This is a genomic window from Streptomyces polyrhachis (assembly GCF_042663125.1).
GTDB classification, from domain to species: domain Bacteria; phylum Actinomycetota; class Actinomycetes; order Streptomycetales; family Streptomycetaceae; genus Streptomyces; species Streptomyces polyrhachii.
Genome location: NZ_JBHSZO010000003.1, coordinates 179205 through 196153 on the forward strand (window position 1 = coordinate 179205; position 16949 = coordinate 196153).

Annotated in this window: 16 protein-coding genes and 1 tRNA gene; 10 read left to right on the top strand and 7 right to left on the bottom strand. The window is 73.0% G+C overall.

What is annotated here, in order from left to right; genetic code table 11:
- Positions 1 to 231 precede the first annotated feature (231 nt).
- Together ACFQLX_RS03140 and ACFQLX_RS03145 are read left to right on the top strand one after the other, a co-directional pair.
- Positions 232 to 2109 (top strand): vWA domain-containing protein, encoded by a 1878-nt coding sequence (locus ACFQLX_RS03140; protein ID WP_386411636.1) that lies wholly within the window; start codon positions 232 to 234, stop codon positions 2107 to 2109.
- A complete protein-coding gene (locus tag ACFQLX_RS03145; RefSeq protein ID WP_386411638.1) occupies positions 2106 to 3464 on the top strand; it encodes a hypothetical protein in 1359 nt (452 codons plus the stop codon). Before ACFQLX_RS03140 ends, ACFQLX_RS03145 begins: the two co-directional genes overlap by 4 nt.
- A 60-nt stretch (positions 3465 to 3524) precedes the next feature.
- On the opposite strand, the gene ACFQLX_RS03150 is transcribed toward ACFQLX_RS03145, so the two are convergent.
- Together ACFQLX_RS03150 and ACFQLX_RS03155 are read right to left on the bottom strand one after the other, a co-directional pair.
- Positions 3525 to 4790, bottom strand: coding sequence for a serine/threonine-protein kinase (locus tag ACFQLX_RS03150; RefSeq protein ID WP_386411640.1), 1266 nt, complete (start codon positions 4788 to 4790; stop codon positions 3525 to 3527).
- Positions 4791 to 4820: 30 nt separating this feature from the next.
- Positions 4821 to 5366 (bottom strand): DNA-binding protein, encoded by a 546-nt coding sequence (locus ACFQLX_RS03155; protein ID WP_386411641.1) that lies wholly within the window; start codon positions 5364 to 5366, stop codon positions 4821 to 4823.
- A 171-nt stretch (positions 5367 to 5537) separates the two neighbouring features.
- Here ACFQLX_RS03155 and ACFQLX_RS03160 point away from each other — a divergent pair.
- Both ACFQLX_RS03160 and ACFQLX_RS03165 read left to right on the top strand, forming a co-directional pair.
- Positions 5538 to 5610 (top strand) — tRNA-Ala (locus ACFQLX_RS03160).
- Positions 5611 to 5800: 190 nt separating this feature from the next.
- Positions 5801 to 6826, top strand: a complete 1026-nt coding sequence (locus ACFQLX_RS03165; protein WP_386411643.1) for a restriction endonuclease — start codon at positions 5801 to 5803, stop codon at positions 6824 to 6826.
- A 122-nt stretch (positions 6827 to 6948) separates the two neighbouring features.
- Here the strand turns inward: ACFQLX_RS03165 and ACFQLX_RS03170 are convergent, their stop codons facing one another.
- Complete coding sequence (locus ACFQLX_RS03170) at positions 6949 to 7689, bottom strand: DUF5324 family protein (RefSeq protein WP_386411645.1); 741 nt, start codon at positions 7687 to 7689, stop codon at positions 6949 to 6951.
- 426 nt (positions 7690 to 8115) lie between these two features.
- Here ACFQLX_RS03170 and ACFQLX_RS03175 point away from each other — a divergent pair, with 426 nt between their 5' ends.
- The gene (locus tag ACFQLX_RS03175; RefSeq protein WP_386411647.1) at positions 8116 to 8640 is read left to right on the top strand and encodes a peptidylprolyl isomerase; all 525 of its coding nucleotides are present in this window, start codon (positions 8116 to 8118) and stop codon (positions 8638 to 8640) included.
- Positions 8641 to 8992: 352 nt separating this feature from the next.
- Here ACFQLX_RS03175 and crgA read toward each other — a convergent pair whose 3' ends face one another.
- On the bottom strand, positions 8993 to 9256 hold the full coding sequence (gene crgA / locus ACFQLX_RS03180; protein WP_386411649.1) for a cell division protein CrgA: 264 nt from the start codon (positions 9254 to 9256) through the stop codon (positions 8993 to 8995).
- A gap of 160 nt (positions 9257 to 9416) precedes the next feature.
- On the opposite strand from crgA, the gene ACFQLX_RS03185 reads away from it, so the two are divergent.
- The 5 genes from ACFQLX_RS03185 to ACFQLX_RS03205 all read left to right on the top strand — a co-directional run bounded on the left by ACFQLX_RS03185 (position 9417) and on the right by ACFQLX_RS03205 (position 13388).
- Positions 9417 to 10148: a DUF881 domain-containing protein gene (locus ACFQLX_RS03185; RefSeq protein WP_386411651.1), complete on the top strand. Its 732-nt coding sequence runs from the start codon at positions 9417 to 9419 to the stop codon at positions 10146 to 10148.
- 170 nt (positions 10149 to 10318) lie between these two features.
- Positions 10319 to 10489 (top strand): hypothetical protein, encoded by a 171-nt coding sequence (locus ACFQLX_RS03190; protein ID WP_386411653.1) that lies wholly within the window; start codon positions 10319 to 10321, stop codon positions 10487 to 10489.
- Positions 10486 to 11139 carry an aminodeoxychorismate/anthranilate synthase component II gene (locus tag ACFQLX_RS03195; protein WP_386411655.1) on the top strand — a complete coding sequence of 218 codons (654 nt, stop codon included), beginning with the start codon at positions 10486 to 10488 and terminating at the stop codon, positions 11137 to 11139. The genes ACFQLX_RS03190 and ACFQLX_RS03195 overlap by 4 nt, the downstream gene beginning before the upstream one ends.
- Positions 11140 to 11162: 23 nt before the next feature.
- Complete coding sequence (locus tag ACFQLX_RS03200) at positions 11163 to 12521, top strand: class E sortase (protein ID WP_386411657.1); 1359 nt, start codon at positions 11163 to 11165, stop codon at positions 12519 to 12521.
- A 204-nt stretch (positions 12522 to 12725) separates the two neighbouring features.
- Positions 12726 to 13388: a class E sortase gene (locus ACFQLX_RS03205; protein ID WP_386411659.1), complete on the top strand. Its 663-nt coding sequence runs from the start codon at positions 12726 to 12728 to the stop codon at positions 13386 to 13388.
- A gap of 37 nt (positions 13389 to 13425) precedes the next feature.
- Here the strand turns inward: ACFQLX_RS03205 and ACFQLX_RS03210 are convergent, their stop codons facing one another.
- The 3 genes from ACFQLX_RS03210 to ACFQLX_RS03220 form a co-directional block, all read right to left on the bottom strand.
- On the bottom strand, positions 13426 to 14826 hold the full coding sequence (locus ACFQLX_RS03210) for a DUF2252 domain-containing protein (protein WP_386411661.1): 1401 nt from the start codon (positions 14824 to 14826) through the stop codon (positions 13426 to 13428).
- A 187-nt stretch (positions 14827 to 15013) separates the two neighbouring features.
- On the bottom strand, positions 15014 to 15589 hold the full coding sequence (locus ACFQLX_RS03215; protein ID WP_386411663.1) for a TerD family protein: 576 nt from the start codon (positions 15587 to 15589) through the stop codon (positions 15014 to 15016).
- Between the two features lie 318 nt (positions 15590 to 15907).
- Positions 15908 to 16891, bottom strand: a complete 984-nt coding sequence (locus ACFQLX_RS03220) for a helix-turn-helix domain-containing protein (protein ID WP_386411665.1) — start codon at positions 16889 to 16891, stop codon at positions 15908 to 15910.
- Positions 16892 to 16949: the final 58 nt, after the last annotated feature.

Below are 16949 nucleotides of genomic sequence, written 5' to 3' on the forward strand. Positions count from 1 at the left end.
TTCGGTGCGGGGGCCGGGGCTTTGTCGTGGGGCGGGGGCGGGGGGCTCCCCGGTTTGCGGCGCCGTGCCGTGGGCGTTTGCTGGCAAAGTCCGGTCCGGCCGACTGGCGGTTTCGAGGTCAACTGCCAGGAGGGGGTGCTGTTTCACGGCTGTGACATCCACCCCCTGTTGTTTGCTATTGCACACCCCCTAGGGTGCTGTTCGTAACCGCGTCATCAAGGGGGGCATGACATGCGAGGACTTCATCGGCGGACCGCCGGGGGGCTGGCGGTGGCGGCGCTCGTGCTGGGGCTCGCGCCGGCCGCCGAGGCCCGTACGGGCGGCGCGGCGCAGAGCGGGCCCGACGCCGGGAGCGGGCTGGTGATGGTGCTGGACTCCTCCGGCTCCATGCGCGACGACGACGGCAGCGGACGCCCCCGGATCGACGCGGCCCGGGCGGCCGTCGGCCAGGTCGTCGACAGCCTGCCCGACGGCTATCCGACCGGCCTGCGGGTCTACGGCGCCGACCGCTCCAGCGGCTGCACCGACACCCGCCTGGCCAAGCCCGTCGCCCCGCTGGACCGGGCCGCCCTCAAGGCCGCCGTCGCCGCCGTGCGGCCCAAGGGGGACACCCCCATCGGCTACTCGCTGCGCAAGGCCGCCGCGGACCTGCCCGCCGCCGAGCCGGGTGCCCCCGGGCACCGCTCGATCCTGCTGATCTCCGACGGGGAGGACACCTGCGGGACGCCCGAGCCCTGCGAGGTCGCGGCCGAGCTGGGGAGGGAGGGCGTCGACCTGCGGATCGACGCCATCGGCTTCCAGGTCGGCGGCGCGGCCCGCAAGCAGCTGGAGTGCATCGCCAGGGCGGGCCACGGCTCGTACTACGACGCCCCCGACGCCGCCGCGCTCGGGCGCCAGCTGCAGCGCGCCGGGCAGCTCTCCGCCGGCGGCTACCGCTTCCGGGGCGGGACCGCCGCGGGCGGGGCGACGGCCGACAGGGCGGCCGTGCTGGGAGCGCCGGGGCAGTACCTGGACAGCATCGGGCCCGGTGAGAGGCGGTGGTACGCCGCGACCCTGGACGCCGCCTCCGCCGCCGACTTCGGCGTCACCGCCGTCCCGCAGACGGGGGTGGCGGTGGCGTACGGCGACGGGATCGACCTGGAGCTGACCGCCGCCGACCGGTTCACCAGCCGCTGCGACGGGCAGAGCGCCCACTTCCAGCAGGACGAGGGCGCCCACCCCCTCACCAACGCCGTCAGCCGCATCCCCAGCGCCGACGGCTCGCGGGCCTGCGACCGGGCGGGCCGCTACCTGCTCTCCGTCACCCGCACCAGCTCCCCCGGCGCCGACCGGGCGCGCTGGCCGCTGGAGTTGGCCTTCACGCGGGAGGCCGCACTGAAACCCGGCACCGTACCCGCGCAGTCGCGCAAGGAGTACGGCGAGGTGGCGCTGCCCACCGCCGCGCCGAGGGACGTCGAGGGCGGCAGCGGCTTCAACGACGCGGCCGCGCTGCGCACCGGGGTGTGGCGCGACCGGCTGCTGCCGGGGCAGACGCGCTTCTACAAGGTGCCGGTGGGCTGGGGCCAGCAGCTGCGCTACCGCGCCGAGTTCGCCAACGAGCCCCGGCTCGCGGACACCTCGGGCGTCTCCAGCCACGTCGACACCGACCTCTTCGCGCCGGGGCGGGGCTTCGTCGGCGACGGGCCGTACAGCAGCTCGCACGGCTACTACGGTGAGCCCGTCGCCACCGACCTCGGTACGGTGCCGGTGAGTTGGACAAACCGCTGGGAGGCGGGCGCCGCCGTGACGCCCCTGCGGATGCGCGGCGACTACTACCTCGCCGTACGACTGGGGCCCGACGCCGCGAAGTTCGCCCAGAACGCCGCCATCGGCGTCGTGCTGCGCGTCGCGGTCGCGGGGGAGGCGAAGGCCGGGCCGCAGCACCGGGCGCCGGCGCTGAAGACGTCCCGTACGGGGAAGGCCGCGGCCGCACCCGACCGGGAGGATCAGGGCGGCGGGGGCCGTACCGCGCTGGTCGCCGCGGTGGCGGCGGGTGCGCTGCTGCTCGCCGCGGGAGGCGCGTACACCGTCGTACGCACAGCAGGCAGGACGAGGAGGGGGAATTCGTGAACGGCAAGAGGACGGCCCTGGCCGCGCTGGCCACCGCCGCGGTGCTCGGGGCGCTGCTGCCCGCCGGGCCCGCGCTCGCGCAGAGCACCGCCGCGGAGAGCGGCTACCGGATCGCACCGGACGCGCAGCCGGTCAAGGGCGCCGAGAGCAGCGCCGACGGGCCGGAGCTGAAGGCCGGCACGGTCTACCGCGACCGCATCGGACCGGGCGGGAAGCTCTACTACAAGATCGAACTGGATGCGAAGTCCAACTCCTTCGTCCAGGTCGTCGCCGCGCCGGGGACGACGGACCAACTGGCCTTCAACGACGGCATCTCCATCAGCATCCTGAGCGCCGGCAACACCACCTGCGGCAAGGTGGACGACAGCGTCGGCACCGACAACCGGGCCACCGCACTGATCGACGCCGCCTACCGGCTCATCGAGCCCGACGGCGACTGCCAGGAGGCCGACGTCTACAACGTGCTCGTCGAACGGGTGAGCAAGGCCACCTCCACCCCCGACGACTGGACGCTGGAACTGCGCCCCAAGGTGGAGCCGCCGGTGACGGGCAAGCCCGGCGGGACGCCCCAGGCGTGGCCCGAGGGCACCCCGCCGCCGCGCCCCGGCATCGAGGCCCGGCCCATCACCGGCGGCAGGGGGCTGGCGGACGCGGCGGGGATGTACGACGGGGTGTGGAAGGACCGCATCCCGCCCGGCCAGACCCGCTACTACCGCGTCCCGCTGGACTGGGGGCAGTCACTGGCCACGCACGTGGAGTTCGGCACCGTCCCGGTGTCGGACGACAGCGCCTGGCACAGCTCCGGGGCCTCCGTGGAGTACTACGACCCCGCGGGCTGGCACGTCGGCTCGGGCGAGGCGTCCTACAACGGGCGCGAGCAGGCCAAGGTCGTCAACTGGACGCCGAAGATCGACTACGCCACCCGGTTCAGCGACGACAGCAGCATCGTCGGCTTCGCCTACGCGGGCTGGTACGTCGTGGCCGTCCATGTCCACCAGGAGGTCGGAAAGTTCGTCAAGGGCACCGTCCCGGTCGTCCTGCGCACCAGCGTCAAGGGCGAGCCGGCCGCGGGCCCGGTGTACGCCGGGGACGCGGTCGAGGCGGGCTTCGGGGTCGGCGAGGACGACCGCGAGGCGGCGAAGGAGGGGCTGAGCGCCGCACAGGCCGATACGGGCGGCGGGCTGCGGCCGGTCTTGGGGTACGTGGGCGTCGGGGTGGGCTCGCTGCTCATCCTGGGGCTGGGCGGCTGGTGGCTGCTCGGGCGGCGTACGGGGGCGGGGCCGGCGGATGCGGCGGGTCCGGCCAATCCGTACCAGCAGCCGCCGGGCGGAGGCTACGGGTACCCGCCGCAGTAGGCGCCGGAAGGGGGCCCGGTCCCTACCGGGCCCCCTTCGGTGTGCGTACGCACCCGTGCGCTACCCCGTGAGCAGCGCCCACACGCCCGCGCCCAGGCAGGCCAGCGCCACGACGAGCACCGCGGCCGCCACCTTCGCGGACGGGCCGGAGGGCGCGGTACGGGCCCGGGGGGCGGTCGTCGCGGGCGGCGCGGGCGGATGCGCGGCCGTGTACTGCCGCGTCGGCTCCGGCATCCCCACCGGCATGGTCGGCGGTGTCGGATCACCCGTCGCGACGGCCGCGGGCGGCGGGGTGGGCGGCGTCGCGGGCAGTGAACCGGGCGGCGTCGCGGGGTGCACGGGCTGTGCGGGCTGCACGGGCTGTGCGGTCACCGGCGGCGCGAGCGGGAAGCTCCCGGTGGGCGAGGCGGGGGAGGCCGGCGCCGGCCCGAAGCCCCCGGCGGCGCTCACCGGCCCCTGCGCCCCGTACCCCCGGGGGAGCGGCCCGATCTGGTCGAAGACCTCCACCGGCTCCGCGTCCGCCCCCTCCTGCGGCAGCAGCTCCACTGCCGAGGCCAGCGCCCTGCGCACCCCCGTCGCCGTACGGAAACGGGCCTGCGGATCCGGCTGCAGCAGCCCCGCCAGCACCTGCCAGAGCGGCGCCGGCACCCCCGCGGGCGGCGGGGGCGTGCCCTCGCGCAGGAACCACTCGAAGACCTCCTTGCCGTCCGGCTTCACCCCGGTCAGCAGATAGAGCCCCACCAGCCCCGTCGCGAAGAGGTCCGCCGGGAAGTCCGGCTCCGCGCCCAGCATCTGCTCCGGCGCGACATAGCCCGGCGTACCGACCACGAAGTCCGTCTCCGTCAGGCGCGCCTCGCCCTTGCGCATCGCGATGCCGAAGTCGGAGAGCTTCAGATGCGGGCGCCCCGTCCCGGTCACCTCCAGCAGGATGTTCGCCGGCTTGACGTCGCGGTGCACCACGCCCTCCGCGTGCACCGCGTCCAGCCCCGCCAGCAGCTGGTCCAGCAACTCGGCCGCAAAGCGCGGCGGAAGCGGGCCGTAGTCCCCGATCAGGTGGGCCAGGGAGCCGCCGCACACCAGGTCCATCGTGAAGAGGACCTTGTCGTCGTCGGCCGCCCAGCTCGCCGGGGCCAGCACGTGCGGATGGTCGATGCGCAGCGCCTGCTCGCGCACGAAGCGCAGCAGCGCGTGCGCGTCGCTCTGCTGGAGCACCTTCGCCGCCACATACCGCCTGCGGCGGCGGTCCCAGGCGCGCCAGACCGCGCCCGCGCCGCCCCTGCCGATCGGGTCGATCAGCTCGTACCTTCCGGCGAAGACCTCACCCATGGCGCCCCGCCCGCCCCCTGTCGCTCCGGTCTAACCCTGGTGTGCCTCGTAGTGCGCGACCGCGTCCGCGGTCCGTCCGGCACCGTACACCCGCAGGAACTCTGCCAGTTCGGGGTGGTCGGGGGCGAGGGAATCCGCGGCGTCGATGATGTCGGCCGCCCCCGCGACCGAGCGCAGCAGCGACTGGATCTCGCGTACGACCCGGCGCACGGGGGCCGCGCCGGTGGTGGCGGTGCCCGTCGCGGTGCCCAGCACCGCGCCGCCGGCGGAGCGGCGGATCTCCTCCATGCGCGTCGCGGCCTCCCCCGCGCTGACGCCGCCGACGGCGACCTCCTGCGCCAGCTCCTGCAGCGCCTGCGCGCGCTGGACGACCGCCGGATTGCCGATCCGGGCGCGCTGGCCGCTCATCAGCTGGGAGAGCATCGGGGCGGAGATGCCCAGCACCGCGGCCAGCCGGGCCTGGTTGAGGCCCAGGTCCTCGATCAGCCGGCGGAAGAGGACGCCCAGCGGCTCCCCGTACCAGCCGCGCTGCTGTTCGCGCGCCCGCTCACCGGCTTCTCTGCGCGTGTCGTCCATGGCTGCGGCCTCCCCTGATGCGCTCCTGCGCGCCCTTCACTGCTGCGAAGTTCCGCCTCGCATCCTACGGAGCACGGCCGTGCGGCCACAGGGGCCCGGGGGCAGGGAACGCCCGACCGGGAAAGCTTTTCGGCATCCCCCGGAGGACCGGGTACGCTGTTCGGGACACCCGGGGCCTTAGCTCAGTTGGTAGAGCGCCGTCTTTGCATGGCGGATGTCAGGAGTTCGACTCTCCTAGGCTCCACCCGGTGGACGCCCCCTGACCGCGGATCGCGGATCGGGGGGCGTTTTTCGTGCCCGGCGTCCTCCGCCGACGAAAGATGTGTACCGAATACGCATGCTAAACACAGGCGTGTCTTCATATCTACGGATTCGTTAGCCCGTACGGGGGCGGAGCAGCGGGCTTCTCCCCCGTCTAGTGGGAGGGGCCGACGATGATCCACGAAGCCGTACTGCTGGAGTCGAGGAGCCTGCGCACGAGCGTGTGCGAGCGGACCGACGTGCTCGACCGGGTCAGGGTGCTGTCGCTGCTGCCGGACGGGATGCATGTGACGACGGCGATGGTGGCGGAGTACTTCGGGGTCGGCATCAAGGCCGTCCGCTCTCTCGTGCTTGACCACCGCGACGAGCTCGAAGCCAGCGGGTACCGGGTTTTGACAGGTGCAGAACTGAGCTCCTTCAAGGAGCTCAGTTACATTCAGTCACAGTCTGCGTCCCTCGCTGTCTTCTCCCGTCGGGCCGTCCTCAACGTCGCCATGCTTCTGCGTGACAGTGAAGTCGCACGTCAGGTGCGTACGTACCTTCTCGACGTGGAGACCGCCGTCCGCAGTCGGCCTGTGGATAACTCCGGCGCCGGGCCTGTGGATAACTACGCAGAGGAGTTGAACGACTGGTTCGACCGCCGTCTCGCCGACACCCTCGGCAAGACCCTCACCCCCATGGTCAACGCCATCATCAAGACCCTCGGTGAGCACCACACGGAGATCGGCGAGCTCCACCGGGAGTTCGCGGACATGAAGGCCCGCCTCGACGGCATCCGGCTCGGGCCCTCCCCCGGCCGCCCGCTTCCCGGGGTCATGGCCGCGATGGACGCCATGGGCTGGCGGGAGTTCGAGCGCCACGTCGCGGAGCTGCTGCGCCGGGACGGCTGCACCGGCGTCAAGGTGACCGGCGGGGCCCACGACCGGGGCATCGACATCGCGGGCCGGACCGCCGACGGCCGCTCGCTCGTCGTCCAGTGCAAGAACTTCGCGCCCTTCCGCCCGGTCTACAGCGGTGAGGTGCGCAAGTTCATCGGCGACGCGAAGGTGCTGCGGCGGGCGGACGTGGCGCTGTTCGTCTCCACGACCACCTTCACCCGCGATGCGCTGGACGCCGCCTGCTCCGGCGGCGTCACGGCCGTGCACCGCCATCTGCTCGAGTCCTGGAGCGGTGGGCTGGTGCTCCAGGTCCTCAGGTAGCGCGGCGCAGACGCGGGCGGGCCCGAAGTCGCAAGACCAAGTTGCGGCTTCGGGCCCTCCCCGTTTCTACTCCGACCGGGCCGGTGCTGTCCGGCGGACGGCCGGACCGGGGCGCGTCCGGGTCAGTCCCGAGCCTCGCGCTCGTAGGTCTCGAAGGAGGTGCGCGTCGCGTCCGCCGGGTCGGACGCCGCGTCCTCCAGCAGCTCCTCCTCGGACTGCTTGGCCTGCACCTCCGGGTCGAGTACGGCCTCGGCGGCGGAGTCCTCGGAGCGGTAGACGAGGGTCTCCTCCACGTACGTCTCGCCGACCTCGGTCGCCTCGGGCGGCTCGACCAGCCACTCCGGGTTGGCCTGCCGGTCCCACCAGCGCCAGGCGGCCAGCGCGCCGGCCCCCACGGCGCCCAGCACGGCGACGGTACGGACCGCGCGGGCGGCGCTGCGGCGGCGGTGCCGGCGGCGGGACAGGGCGGCGATCTCCGCCGGGGTGACCTGGCCGCGCAGCGCCCGCAGCGCGGCGGTGGAGCGGGAGGCGGCCTCGTGGGCGGCGTCCTGGACCGCGTGCTGCGCGGTCGGCAGGGCGACGGCGCGGGTCAGGTAGGCGGCCTCGGAGACCTTGGGCACGACCTGCTTCTCGTAGGTGCGGTGCGCGTCGTGGGCCAGGTCGGCGACCTTGGGCGCGAGGCGCTCGCGCGCTCCGGCGGCCACGTGGCGGGCGGTGTGGGCGCACTGGCCGGCCAGGTGCCGGCCCTGCTCCCTGGCCGCGTCGGCGTACGGCGCCATCGCCTCGGCCGCGTTCCTCACGGTCTCCTTGGCGGTGCCGCCGGACGTGTGCACGCCGCGTTTCACGCCGTGTGTGCGGGTCACGGGATCATCCTCCTCGTGGCAGTCGGCTGGTTCGGCGCGCTCGTACACGGGCGTCGTGCGGGGCGAAGACACCGAGTGCGGGCCGCGCGCCCGGTTGGGCCCGGTAAGCCTGGGGAGCGCCTGTCCACCCGCTCTCAGATCATGCATCCGAGCCTCGACGACGGCATGTCGAACTAGCCCAAAAAAGAACAAGAGGTGCAAGAGGGAGCGTTGTCTCCGACAATGCCACGATCCGTGCCCGGGCGAAAGGCGCGGGGCCTGCGGAAGGGCCGCGGGCGCGCGGAGGGGGCGAAACACGGGGGGCGGAAGTCGGCCCGCGTCAAGCTCATCGGCCGGATCGCCCGCGTGTCCCGGCGCACTGGTCCGGATCGCTTCCGCTTCGTGGCAGGATCGGTAGCCGTCCAAGCAGACTAGGGAAGGTAGATCGTGGCTGAGCAGCTGTACGCCACCCTGAAGACCAACCACGGCGACATCACGGTGAAGCTTCTGCCGAACCACGCGCCCAAGACCGTCGCCAACTTCGTCGAGCTCGCGGAGGGGGAGCGCGAGTGGACCAACCCGGCCACGGGCAAGCGGTCCACCGACAAGCTCTACGACGGCACCGTCTTCCACCGTGTCATCCCCGGCTTCATGATCCAGGGCGGCGACCCGCTGGGCAACGGCATGGGCGGGCCGGGCTACGAGTTCGCCGACGAGTTCCACCCGGAGCTGCGTTTCGACAAGCCCTACCTGCTGGCCATGGCGAACGCCGGCCCGGGCACCAACGGCTCGCAGTTCTTCATCACCGTCGCGCCGACGCCGCACCTGGACCGCCGCCACACCATCTTCGGCGAGGTCGAGGACGAGGCCAGCAAGAAGGTCGTCGACGCCATCGCGGGTACGGCCACCGGCCGCAACGACCGTCCGGTGCAGGACGTGGTGGTGGAGTCGGTCAGCATCGACAAGCGCTGACAAGCGCTGGCAGGCACGGGCCGCCCGGCTCTGCCCCGCGTGGACGTCGTCCACGCGCTGGAGGCGGGGCCGGGCGGGGGCCATCCCTCAAGTTGTCCACAGGCTGGTGTGTGGCCTGTGCATGACGCTTCAGGCCGCCGTCCGCGGCCGAGCGGATCTGCGTTTCCGCAGGAAGATCAGGGTGTACGGGCCCTGCGCGGGCCTGAGCGAATGGTCACACCGGCGTCAACGCCATGAAGGCTATCCACAGATCGTCGTCTTTTGTGCACAGCTGTGGACGGCCTGTGGATAACTCTGCGGAAGGGCCCGCAGGCGGGGGCTGCCGTCGATGCCGGCGCCCCCGCCCGGCGGCCTACTTCCACTGGGTGGAGACCACGAACCCCGCCGCGATGAAGCCGAAGCCCACCACGATGTTCCAGTTGTCCAGCGCACCGACGGGGAAGTCGCCGGACGTCACGTAGAACACGACGATCCAGGCGAGCCCGATCAGGAAGAGCGCCAGCATGAGCGGCGCGACCAGCCGGCGCGGGCCACTGCCGCGCAGGTTGATGCTCTGGGCCGTCCGCTCGGGGGGCGGGGTGAAGTCGGCCTTCTTGCGGATGCGTGACTTCGGCACGAGAGAAACTCCTGTCGATGCTGCTGACGCGGGCGGGGATCCCCTGGTCGGGAAGCATGTCCGCCGGACCTGTCCTACCCCCAGGCGTCCGTTAGCGTAGTGCCTTCCAGCGTGGGAAGGAGCTAAAGGTACTGTGAGGAATTTCCCTCGACACCTTCCCGTGTCCCGACCGCGACCTGCGCGGGTGCTGACACTGGCGGTCTTCACCCTCGCCGGCCTGCTGTTCTGGACGAGTTTCCAGACCGCCAAGGGCGTCAATCTGCGCACCGACGACTCGATGCTGCGGCTCAGCGACCTCATCCACGAACGTGACGCCTCCAACGCCGACCTGGACGCCCGTACCTCAGAGCTGCGCGCCGGCAACGACGTCCTCGCCGACCGCGACCTCGCCCCCGACCCGGCCGCCCGCCGCCGCATGCGCGCGCTGGCGGACGCCGCCGGGACCGGGGCGCTGCGGGGCCCCGGCCTGAGCGTCACCCTGCAGGACGCCCCGCCCGACGCCAGGGCGCTGATCCCGGGCGTCCCCGAGCCGCAGCCCGACGACCTGGTGATCCACCAGCAGGACGTGCAGGCCGTGGTGAACGCCCTGTGGCAGGGCGGCGCCGAGGGGATCCGGATCATGGACCAGCGGCTGATCTCCACCAGCGCGGTGCGCTGCGTCGGCAACACCCTGATCCTGCAGGGCCGCGTCTACTCCCCGCCGTACACCGTGACGGCCGTCGGCGACCCCGGGCGGCTGCGCGAGGCGCTGGACGCGGCGCCGTCGATCCGCAACTACCAGCGCTACGTGGCCGCGTACGGACTGGGCTGGCAGGTCGAGCGGCACCGGGAGACCGACCTGCCCGGCTACGCGGGCACGGTCGACCTGCGCTACGCGCAGCCGGTGGACTGACCGGCCCCGACAGGTTCGGCCCGGCCGGGCGGGCGGCGCCGCCACTGTGGCCGAGTGCACAGGGGCGGCCGGAGCGCCTGTGGACAACCGGCCGTACGCTGGGGCCGATCGTTACCCTGGTACGGCGAAGGGCGCGGCGCCCTCGTGGCGGCGAGCGTGAAGAGGGGCACATGTACGGCTGGATCTGGCGTCATCTGCCGGGGAACGCGCTGCTGCGCGGGCTGGTCTCCCTGCTGCTCGTGCTGGGCATCGTCTACCTGCTCTTCCAGTACGTCTTCCCGTGGGCGGAGCCGCTGCTTCCCTTCGGCGAGGTGACGGTGGACGAGGGGCGCGGAGCATGAGCGCGCGCATCCTGGTCGTGGACAACTACGACAGCTTCGTCTTCAACCTGGTGCAGTACCTGTACCAGTTGGGCGCCGAGTGCGAGGTCCTGCGCAACGACGAGGTCTCGCCGTCGCACGCCGGGGCGGGCTTCGACGGTGTGCTGCTCTCCCCCGGCCCCGGGGCGCCGGAGCAGGCGGGCGTGTGCATCGACATGGTGCGCCACTGCGCGGCGGCCGGAATCCCCGTCTTCGGGGTCTGCCTGGGGCTGCAGTCGATGGCCGTGGCCTACGGCGGCGTCGTCGGGCGCGCGCCGGAGCTGCTGCACGGCAAGACCTCACCCGTCCGCCACGAGGGGACGGGCGTCTTCCGCGGGCTGCCCTCGCCCTTCACCGCGACGCGGTACCACTCGCTGGCCGTGGAGCGCGCGACCGTGCCGGACGAGATGCGGATCACGGCGGAGACGCAGAGCGGCATCGTGATGGGGCTGCGCCACCGGGACCTGCCGGTCGAGGGCGTGCAGTTCCACCCGGAGTCGGTGCTCACCGAGTGGGGCCACCGGATGCTGGCCAACTGGCTGGAGGAGTGCGGCGATACGGGCGCGGTGGTGCGTTCGGAGGGGCTCGCGCCGGTGGTGGCCGCGGTCGCGGGCACGGCGGCGGCAGGGTGAGCGGGGAGCAGGCTCCGGCCCCGGTGAGCGACGGACGGGCGGAGCCCCGGCCCGAGTCCCGGCCCGAGCCGCTGCGGGAGGAGCCGACCGCGGCTGACTCCTCGTGGTTCCAGCCCCGGCGTGCCATGCCCGCCCAGGACGTGGCGGCCGCCCCGCCGGTGGATCCTGCCCAGGAGGGCGCGCCGGCCGAGGCGCCGGTGGCGGAGCCGGTCCGTCCGGCGGCGGGAGTGCCCTGGGGCGCTCCGGTGGATGGGTCCGTACGGCAGCCGGAGCCGCAGCCCGAGCGGATCCCTGAGCCGGAGCGGATACCCGAGCCCGTGCCGGTGCCGCAGTGGTCCGAGCCCCTGCCGCCCGCGCCGCCCGCGCCGCCCGTGCACGACGTGCCGACCACCCAGATACGTACCGTCCAGCCCTCCATCCCCCCCGCGCCCGAAGTCCGTGCCGGGGCCGGTGCGGTGCGGGAGCAGGCCGCCGACCGGACGATGGCGCTGCGGGTCGGTGAGCTGCGGGCCGCCTTCGCCGCGAAGCTGCTCGGGCCCGCCGACTACCCTGCGGAGGATCCCGCCGGCGAGTCGGCCGAGTCGGCGGCGCCCGTCGCGGGCAGCCGGACGGCCGCCCGGCGGGCCGCGCGCGCCGCCAAGCAGCAGCGCCAGCTGATGGCGAGCCGGATCGCGGGCGAGACCTTCATCACCTTCGGTGCCCTGATGCTGCTCTTCGTGGCCTACCAGCTGTGGTGGACCAACGTGCTCGCCGACCGCAACTCCGGCAACCAGGCGAAGCAGCTGCGGAAGGAGTGGGCCGCCCCGGAGCAGGACGGCCCGACGGCCGACCCGAAGGACGCCAAGCCCGCCGAGCGCGGCGCCGGCAGCGCGAAGGACCGCGCCGCCGGCGGCTACGACCCGGGCGAGGGCTTCGCCATCGTCCACATCCCCAAGCTGGGCATCGACGACCCGGTGGCGGAGGGCGTCGACAAGGTGAAGGTGCTGGACAAGGGACTGATCGGGCACTACAACGACGGCGAGCTGAAGACCGCGATGCCCTGGGACCGGACGGGCAACTTCGCCATCGCCGGGCACCGCAACACCCACGGCGAGCCGTTCCGCTACATCAACACCCTCGTGGCCGGCGACCAGGTCATCGTGGAGACGAAGCACACGTACTACGTGTACAAGGTCACCCGTCAGCTGCCCTCGACCAGCCCCGCGAACACCTCGGTGATCGAGCCGGTGCCGGTGGGGTCGGGATTCACCAAACCGGGCCGGTACATCACCCTCACCACCTGCACGCCCGAGTTCACGTCGAAATATCGGCTGATCGTCTGGGGCGTTATGGTCGACGAGCTGCCGCGGAGCGCAGGTGTGCCGGATGCGCTCGCGGGCTGAGACACGGGGGACCGCGGTCTCCGGCAGGGGTAGGACCACGGCTTCTGAGGATCGGGGCGGGCGTTGACGGTCACGGACAACTCGCGGGGTACGCCCAGCTGGGCGGGCGGCGGGCGGCCGTCGCACCGGGCGCCGCAGCCCGCGGCGCCGGGCGGTCCCGGCCCCGCCGGGGCTCACCGGCCGGCCCGGCCCCGTTCTCGCGGCGTGCTGGCGGCGACCGTCAGTTTCACGGGCGAGCTGCTGATCACCGTCGGTGTGGTGCTGGCGCTCTTCGTCGCCTACTCGCTGTGGTGGACGAACGTCGAGGCGAACCGCGAGGCGGGCCGCATGGGCGACCGGCTGCGCGACACCTGGCAGGGCGCCCCCGAGAAGCCGGGCGCGCTCGACACCAGGGGCGGGATCGGTTTCCTGCACGTCCCGTCGATGGCGGACGAGGTGCTGGTCCGCGCGGGCACCTCGCCGAAGATCCTCAACAAGGCGGTCGCGGGCTACTACCGCGACCCGCTGGCCTCCGCGATGCCCTGGGACAAGCAGGGCAACGTCACCCTGGCCGCGCACCGCGACGGCCACGGCGCGAAGTTCCACAACATCCACAAGATCGGCATCGGTGACCCGATCGTCTTCGAGACGAAGGACACCTGGTACGTCTACAAGACCTTCGCCACGCTCCCCTCGACCTCGAAGTTCAACGTGGGCGTGCTGAAGCCGGTGCCGGAGGGCTCGGGCAGGGCCAGGGCCGGGCGCTACATCACACTGACCACCTGCACGCCGATGTACACCTCGAACTACCGCTACGTGGTCTGGGGCGAGCTGGTGCGTACCGAGAAGGTCGACGCCCGGCGCACCCCGCCGCGCGAGCTGCGCTAGTCACGCCCGGCCCGCCCCTGCACACCCAGCCCCGCCCCTAGACGCCCGTCTCCGCCGCGAGGCGGCCGGCGGCGACGGCCTTGAGCAGCTCCGCGTGGTCGGCCTCCGTACGGTCCGCGTAGGCGCGGGCGAAGTCGGCGACCGCCTCGTCCAGTTCGTCCGAGCGGCCCGCGTAGCCGGCGACCAGCCGGGGGTCGAGGCTGTGCGCGTGGGCGCGGGCCAGCAGGGCGCCGGTCATCCGCGCGTAGTCGTCGAGCTGCTCGGGGAGCAGTTCCACGGGGTCGACACTGCCCTTGCGGTTGCGGAACTGCCGCACCTGGTACGGGCGTTTGCCCACGCTCGTCCAGCCCAGCAGGCTGTCGCTGACCACCTGCATCTGCTTTTGGCCCAGGACTATCCGCCGCCCCTCGTGCGCGACGGGCGGCTGCGGGAAGCCGGCGGCGGCGGTGAACGGGGCGAGTGCGGAGGGGCGCGCCTCCTTCACCTGCAGCACCAGCGGGCCGCCCCGGTGGTCCAGGAGCAGCACCACATAGCTGCGGGTGCCCACACTGCCGGTGCCGACGATGCGGAAGGCCACGTCCTGCACCCGGTAGCGGGCGAGCAGCGGGTGGCGGTCCGGCGGGAGGGTGCGCAGGTAGTCGGCGAGTGAGGCGGCGACGGCCGCCGCCTCGGCGTCGTCGACCCGGCGCAGGACGGGCGGGGCGTCGGTGAAGCGGCGGGTGCCGTCGGGGAGTTCGACGGTGTTGCGCTCGGCGAAGCGGGCGCTGGTGTTGCGCCGGGCCTTCTGCGCGACCCGCTCCAGGGTGCCGAGCAGGTCGTGCGCGTCGGTGCGGGAGACCAGCTCCTCGTCGGGCAGCGCGTTCCAGGCGTCCAGTACGGGGAGCCTGGCCAGCAGCCGCATGGTGCGCCGGTAGGCGCCGGCGGCGTCGCGGGCGGCGTCCCGGCAGGCGTCCTCGCCCGCGCCCGACTCGCGGCCGGCGAGGACCAGGGAGGTGGCGAGGCGTTTGAGGTCCCACTCCCAGGGGCCGTGGACGGTCTCGTCGAAGTCGTTGATGTCGATGGTCAGCGCGCCGCGCGCGTCGGCGTAGAGCCCGAAGTTGGCCGCGTGGGCGTCGCCGCAGAGCTGGGCGCCCAGCCCGGTGTGCGGCAGTGGCGCGAGGTCGTGGCCCATCAGCCCGGCGGCGCCGCGCAGGAAGGCGAAGGGGCCGGCGGCCATCCGCCCGGTGCGGATCGGGATCAGCTCCTCGATCCGGCCGCGTGCGGAGGACTCCACGGCGTCGGCGACGGCGGGGCGGCCGGGCCGGGTGGTGAAGCGCGCCTGCTCGGCGCGGGGGAGGCGGCCGCGCAGCGCCTTGCCGTGCTCCTTGGGGGAGGTCGCGCCGCGCGGCGGGGCGAAGCCCTCGACCTCGGGCAGCCGGACGGTGTCGGTGGCTGGCATCTGACCCTCCCCGTTCGAAGACCGCCTGGTGGCAGCCCCGTTCTCGCTGCGGAAAGGGTAGTCGGTACGTCAACAGCGGCCGGGGAGAGGAGGGTTTTCGCCGCCGCAGCCGATCCAGCCGATCCAGCCGATACGACGAAGCGGCCCGCCCCCGTTCGGGGACGGACCGCTCGGCCGGCTGGACGGCTCAGACGTTGACGCCGAAGTCCTGCGCGATGCCGCGCAGCCCCGAGGCGTAACCCTGGCCCACCGCACGGAACTTCCAGTCCGCGCCGCTGCGGTACAGCTCGCCGAAGACCATCGCGGTCTCGGTCGAGGCGTCCTCGCTCAGGTCGTAGCGCGCCAGCTCGGCGTTGTCGGCCTGGTTGACCACGCGGATGAACGCGTTGCGGACCTGGCCGAAGCTCTGCTGGCGGCCCTCGGCCTCGTAGATCGACACCGGGAAGACGATGCGGTCGATGTCGGCGGGGACGGCGGCCAGGTTGACCTTGACCTGCTCGTCGTCGCCCTCGCCCTCACCCGTGAGGTTGTCGCCGGTGTGCTCGACCGAGCCGTCCGGGCTCTTGAGGTTGTTGAAGAAGATGAAGTTCTTGTCGGAGGCGACCCTGCCGTCCGCGCCGACGAGCAGCGCGCTGGCGTCGAGGTCGAAGTCCGTCCCCGTGGTCGTACGGACATCCCAGCCGAGACCCACGATGACCGCGGTGAGGCCGGGGGCCTCCTTCGTCAGCGAGACGTTCCCGCCCTTGGAAAGGCTGACACCCATGGTTGATCCCTGCTCCATCCGGCGCGGGAGCGCCGCTTGACTGTGTGACGGTTGACGACTGCGTTCCTGAGGACTGCTCAGTCCGCCCGATGTGACCAACGAGCGCCCTGCGGGCGGGGTTCCCGCCGCGGCCTCCCGGCGGGGAGGGCGCGGCGGACCTGCGCCTGAACGCTATCGCCGATCGGCCCCTGGGTGCAGGACCCGCGCACGGGCGGCCGACAGGTCATGTTTCACGTGAAACATCTCGTGTGCACACCTTGCCCGGATGGCGGATGTTTCACGTGAAACATCCGCCATCCGGGCTCGGGCGGCAGCCTCTCAGATCCAGCCCCGGCGCGCGGCGACGGCGCCCGCCTGGAAGCGGTTCACGGCGCCGAGCTGCTCGTGCAACCGGCTCATCCGGCGCCTCATGGTCCGTACCGACCAACCGAGCTGGCGCGCTATCGCCTCGTCCTTCAGCCCGCTGACCAGCAGTGCCAGCAGCAGCCGGTCCTCCTCTGCGGGCCCGTCCTCCTCGGCCCCCTCGCCGCTCCCGTCATCTGCGGCGGGCTGGGAGGTGAGCAGCGGGGTCGCCTGCTCCCAGCACAACTGCCAGTAGTGCGTCAGCGCGTCCAGCAGCAAGGAGGGCCGGATGACCGCGGCCCGGACGTCCGTCAGGTCCAGCGAGAGCGGCATCAGCGCCAGCGTCTCGTCCGCGATGGCGAGCTTGAGCCGCAGGCCGGGCAGCACCCGGGCCTCCTCGCCGTGCGCCACCAGGTGCCGGATGTCGTCCAGCACACCGGGCCACTCCAGCGCCTCGGGTGCGTAGACCGCGCGGTAGGCCACGCCGCCGCGCATCGCGTTCTCCTCCACCGGATTGGCGGTGGTCAGCGCGTACGGCGGCCGGTCCAGGGTGCGGACCTGCTCCTTGGCCTCCTGCTGCAGCCGTACGAACCAGCGCCCCAGCGCCTCGCGCCCGGAGACGATCTCGACCTCCTCCGCCTCCCCGCCCCGGGCCGCCTCGAAGAGCCGCGCCAGCTCGGCGGCGGCGGAACGGACCTGCCCCAGCTCGGCGCTGCGTTTCTGGATCAGCGCCTCGACGGCGTGCTGGGGGTCGATGGCCGCGTAACGGCGCCGCACCCCCGACATCCGCCCGACCAGTCCGCGCGCGTGCAGGCGGTCAAGTGCCCTTACTACACGGTCGGATGAGGTGGAGAGCCCGCCCGCCAGCTCGGCGGGAGAGGCAGCCCGGCAGGCCAGCAGAGCCCGGTAGACCTGCTCGTCGAAGGCGTCGATACCGACGGGTGCCAGCTCGTGGGACATGCCGGTGATCGTGGCCCACCTGTGCCAGCGGCAGCAATGGGCCGGGGCGAATCGTTGC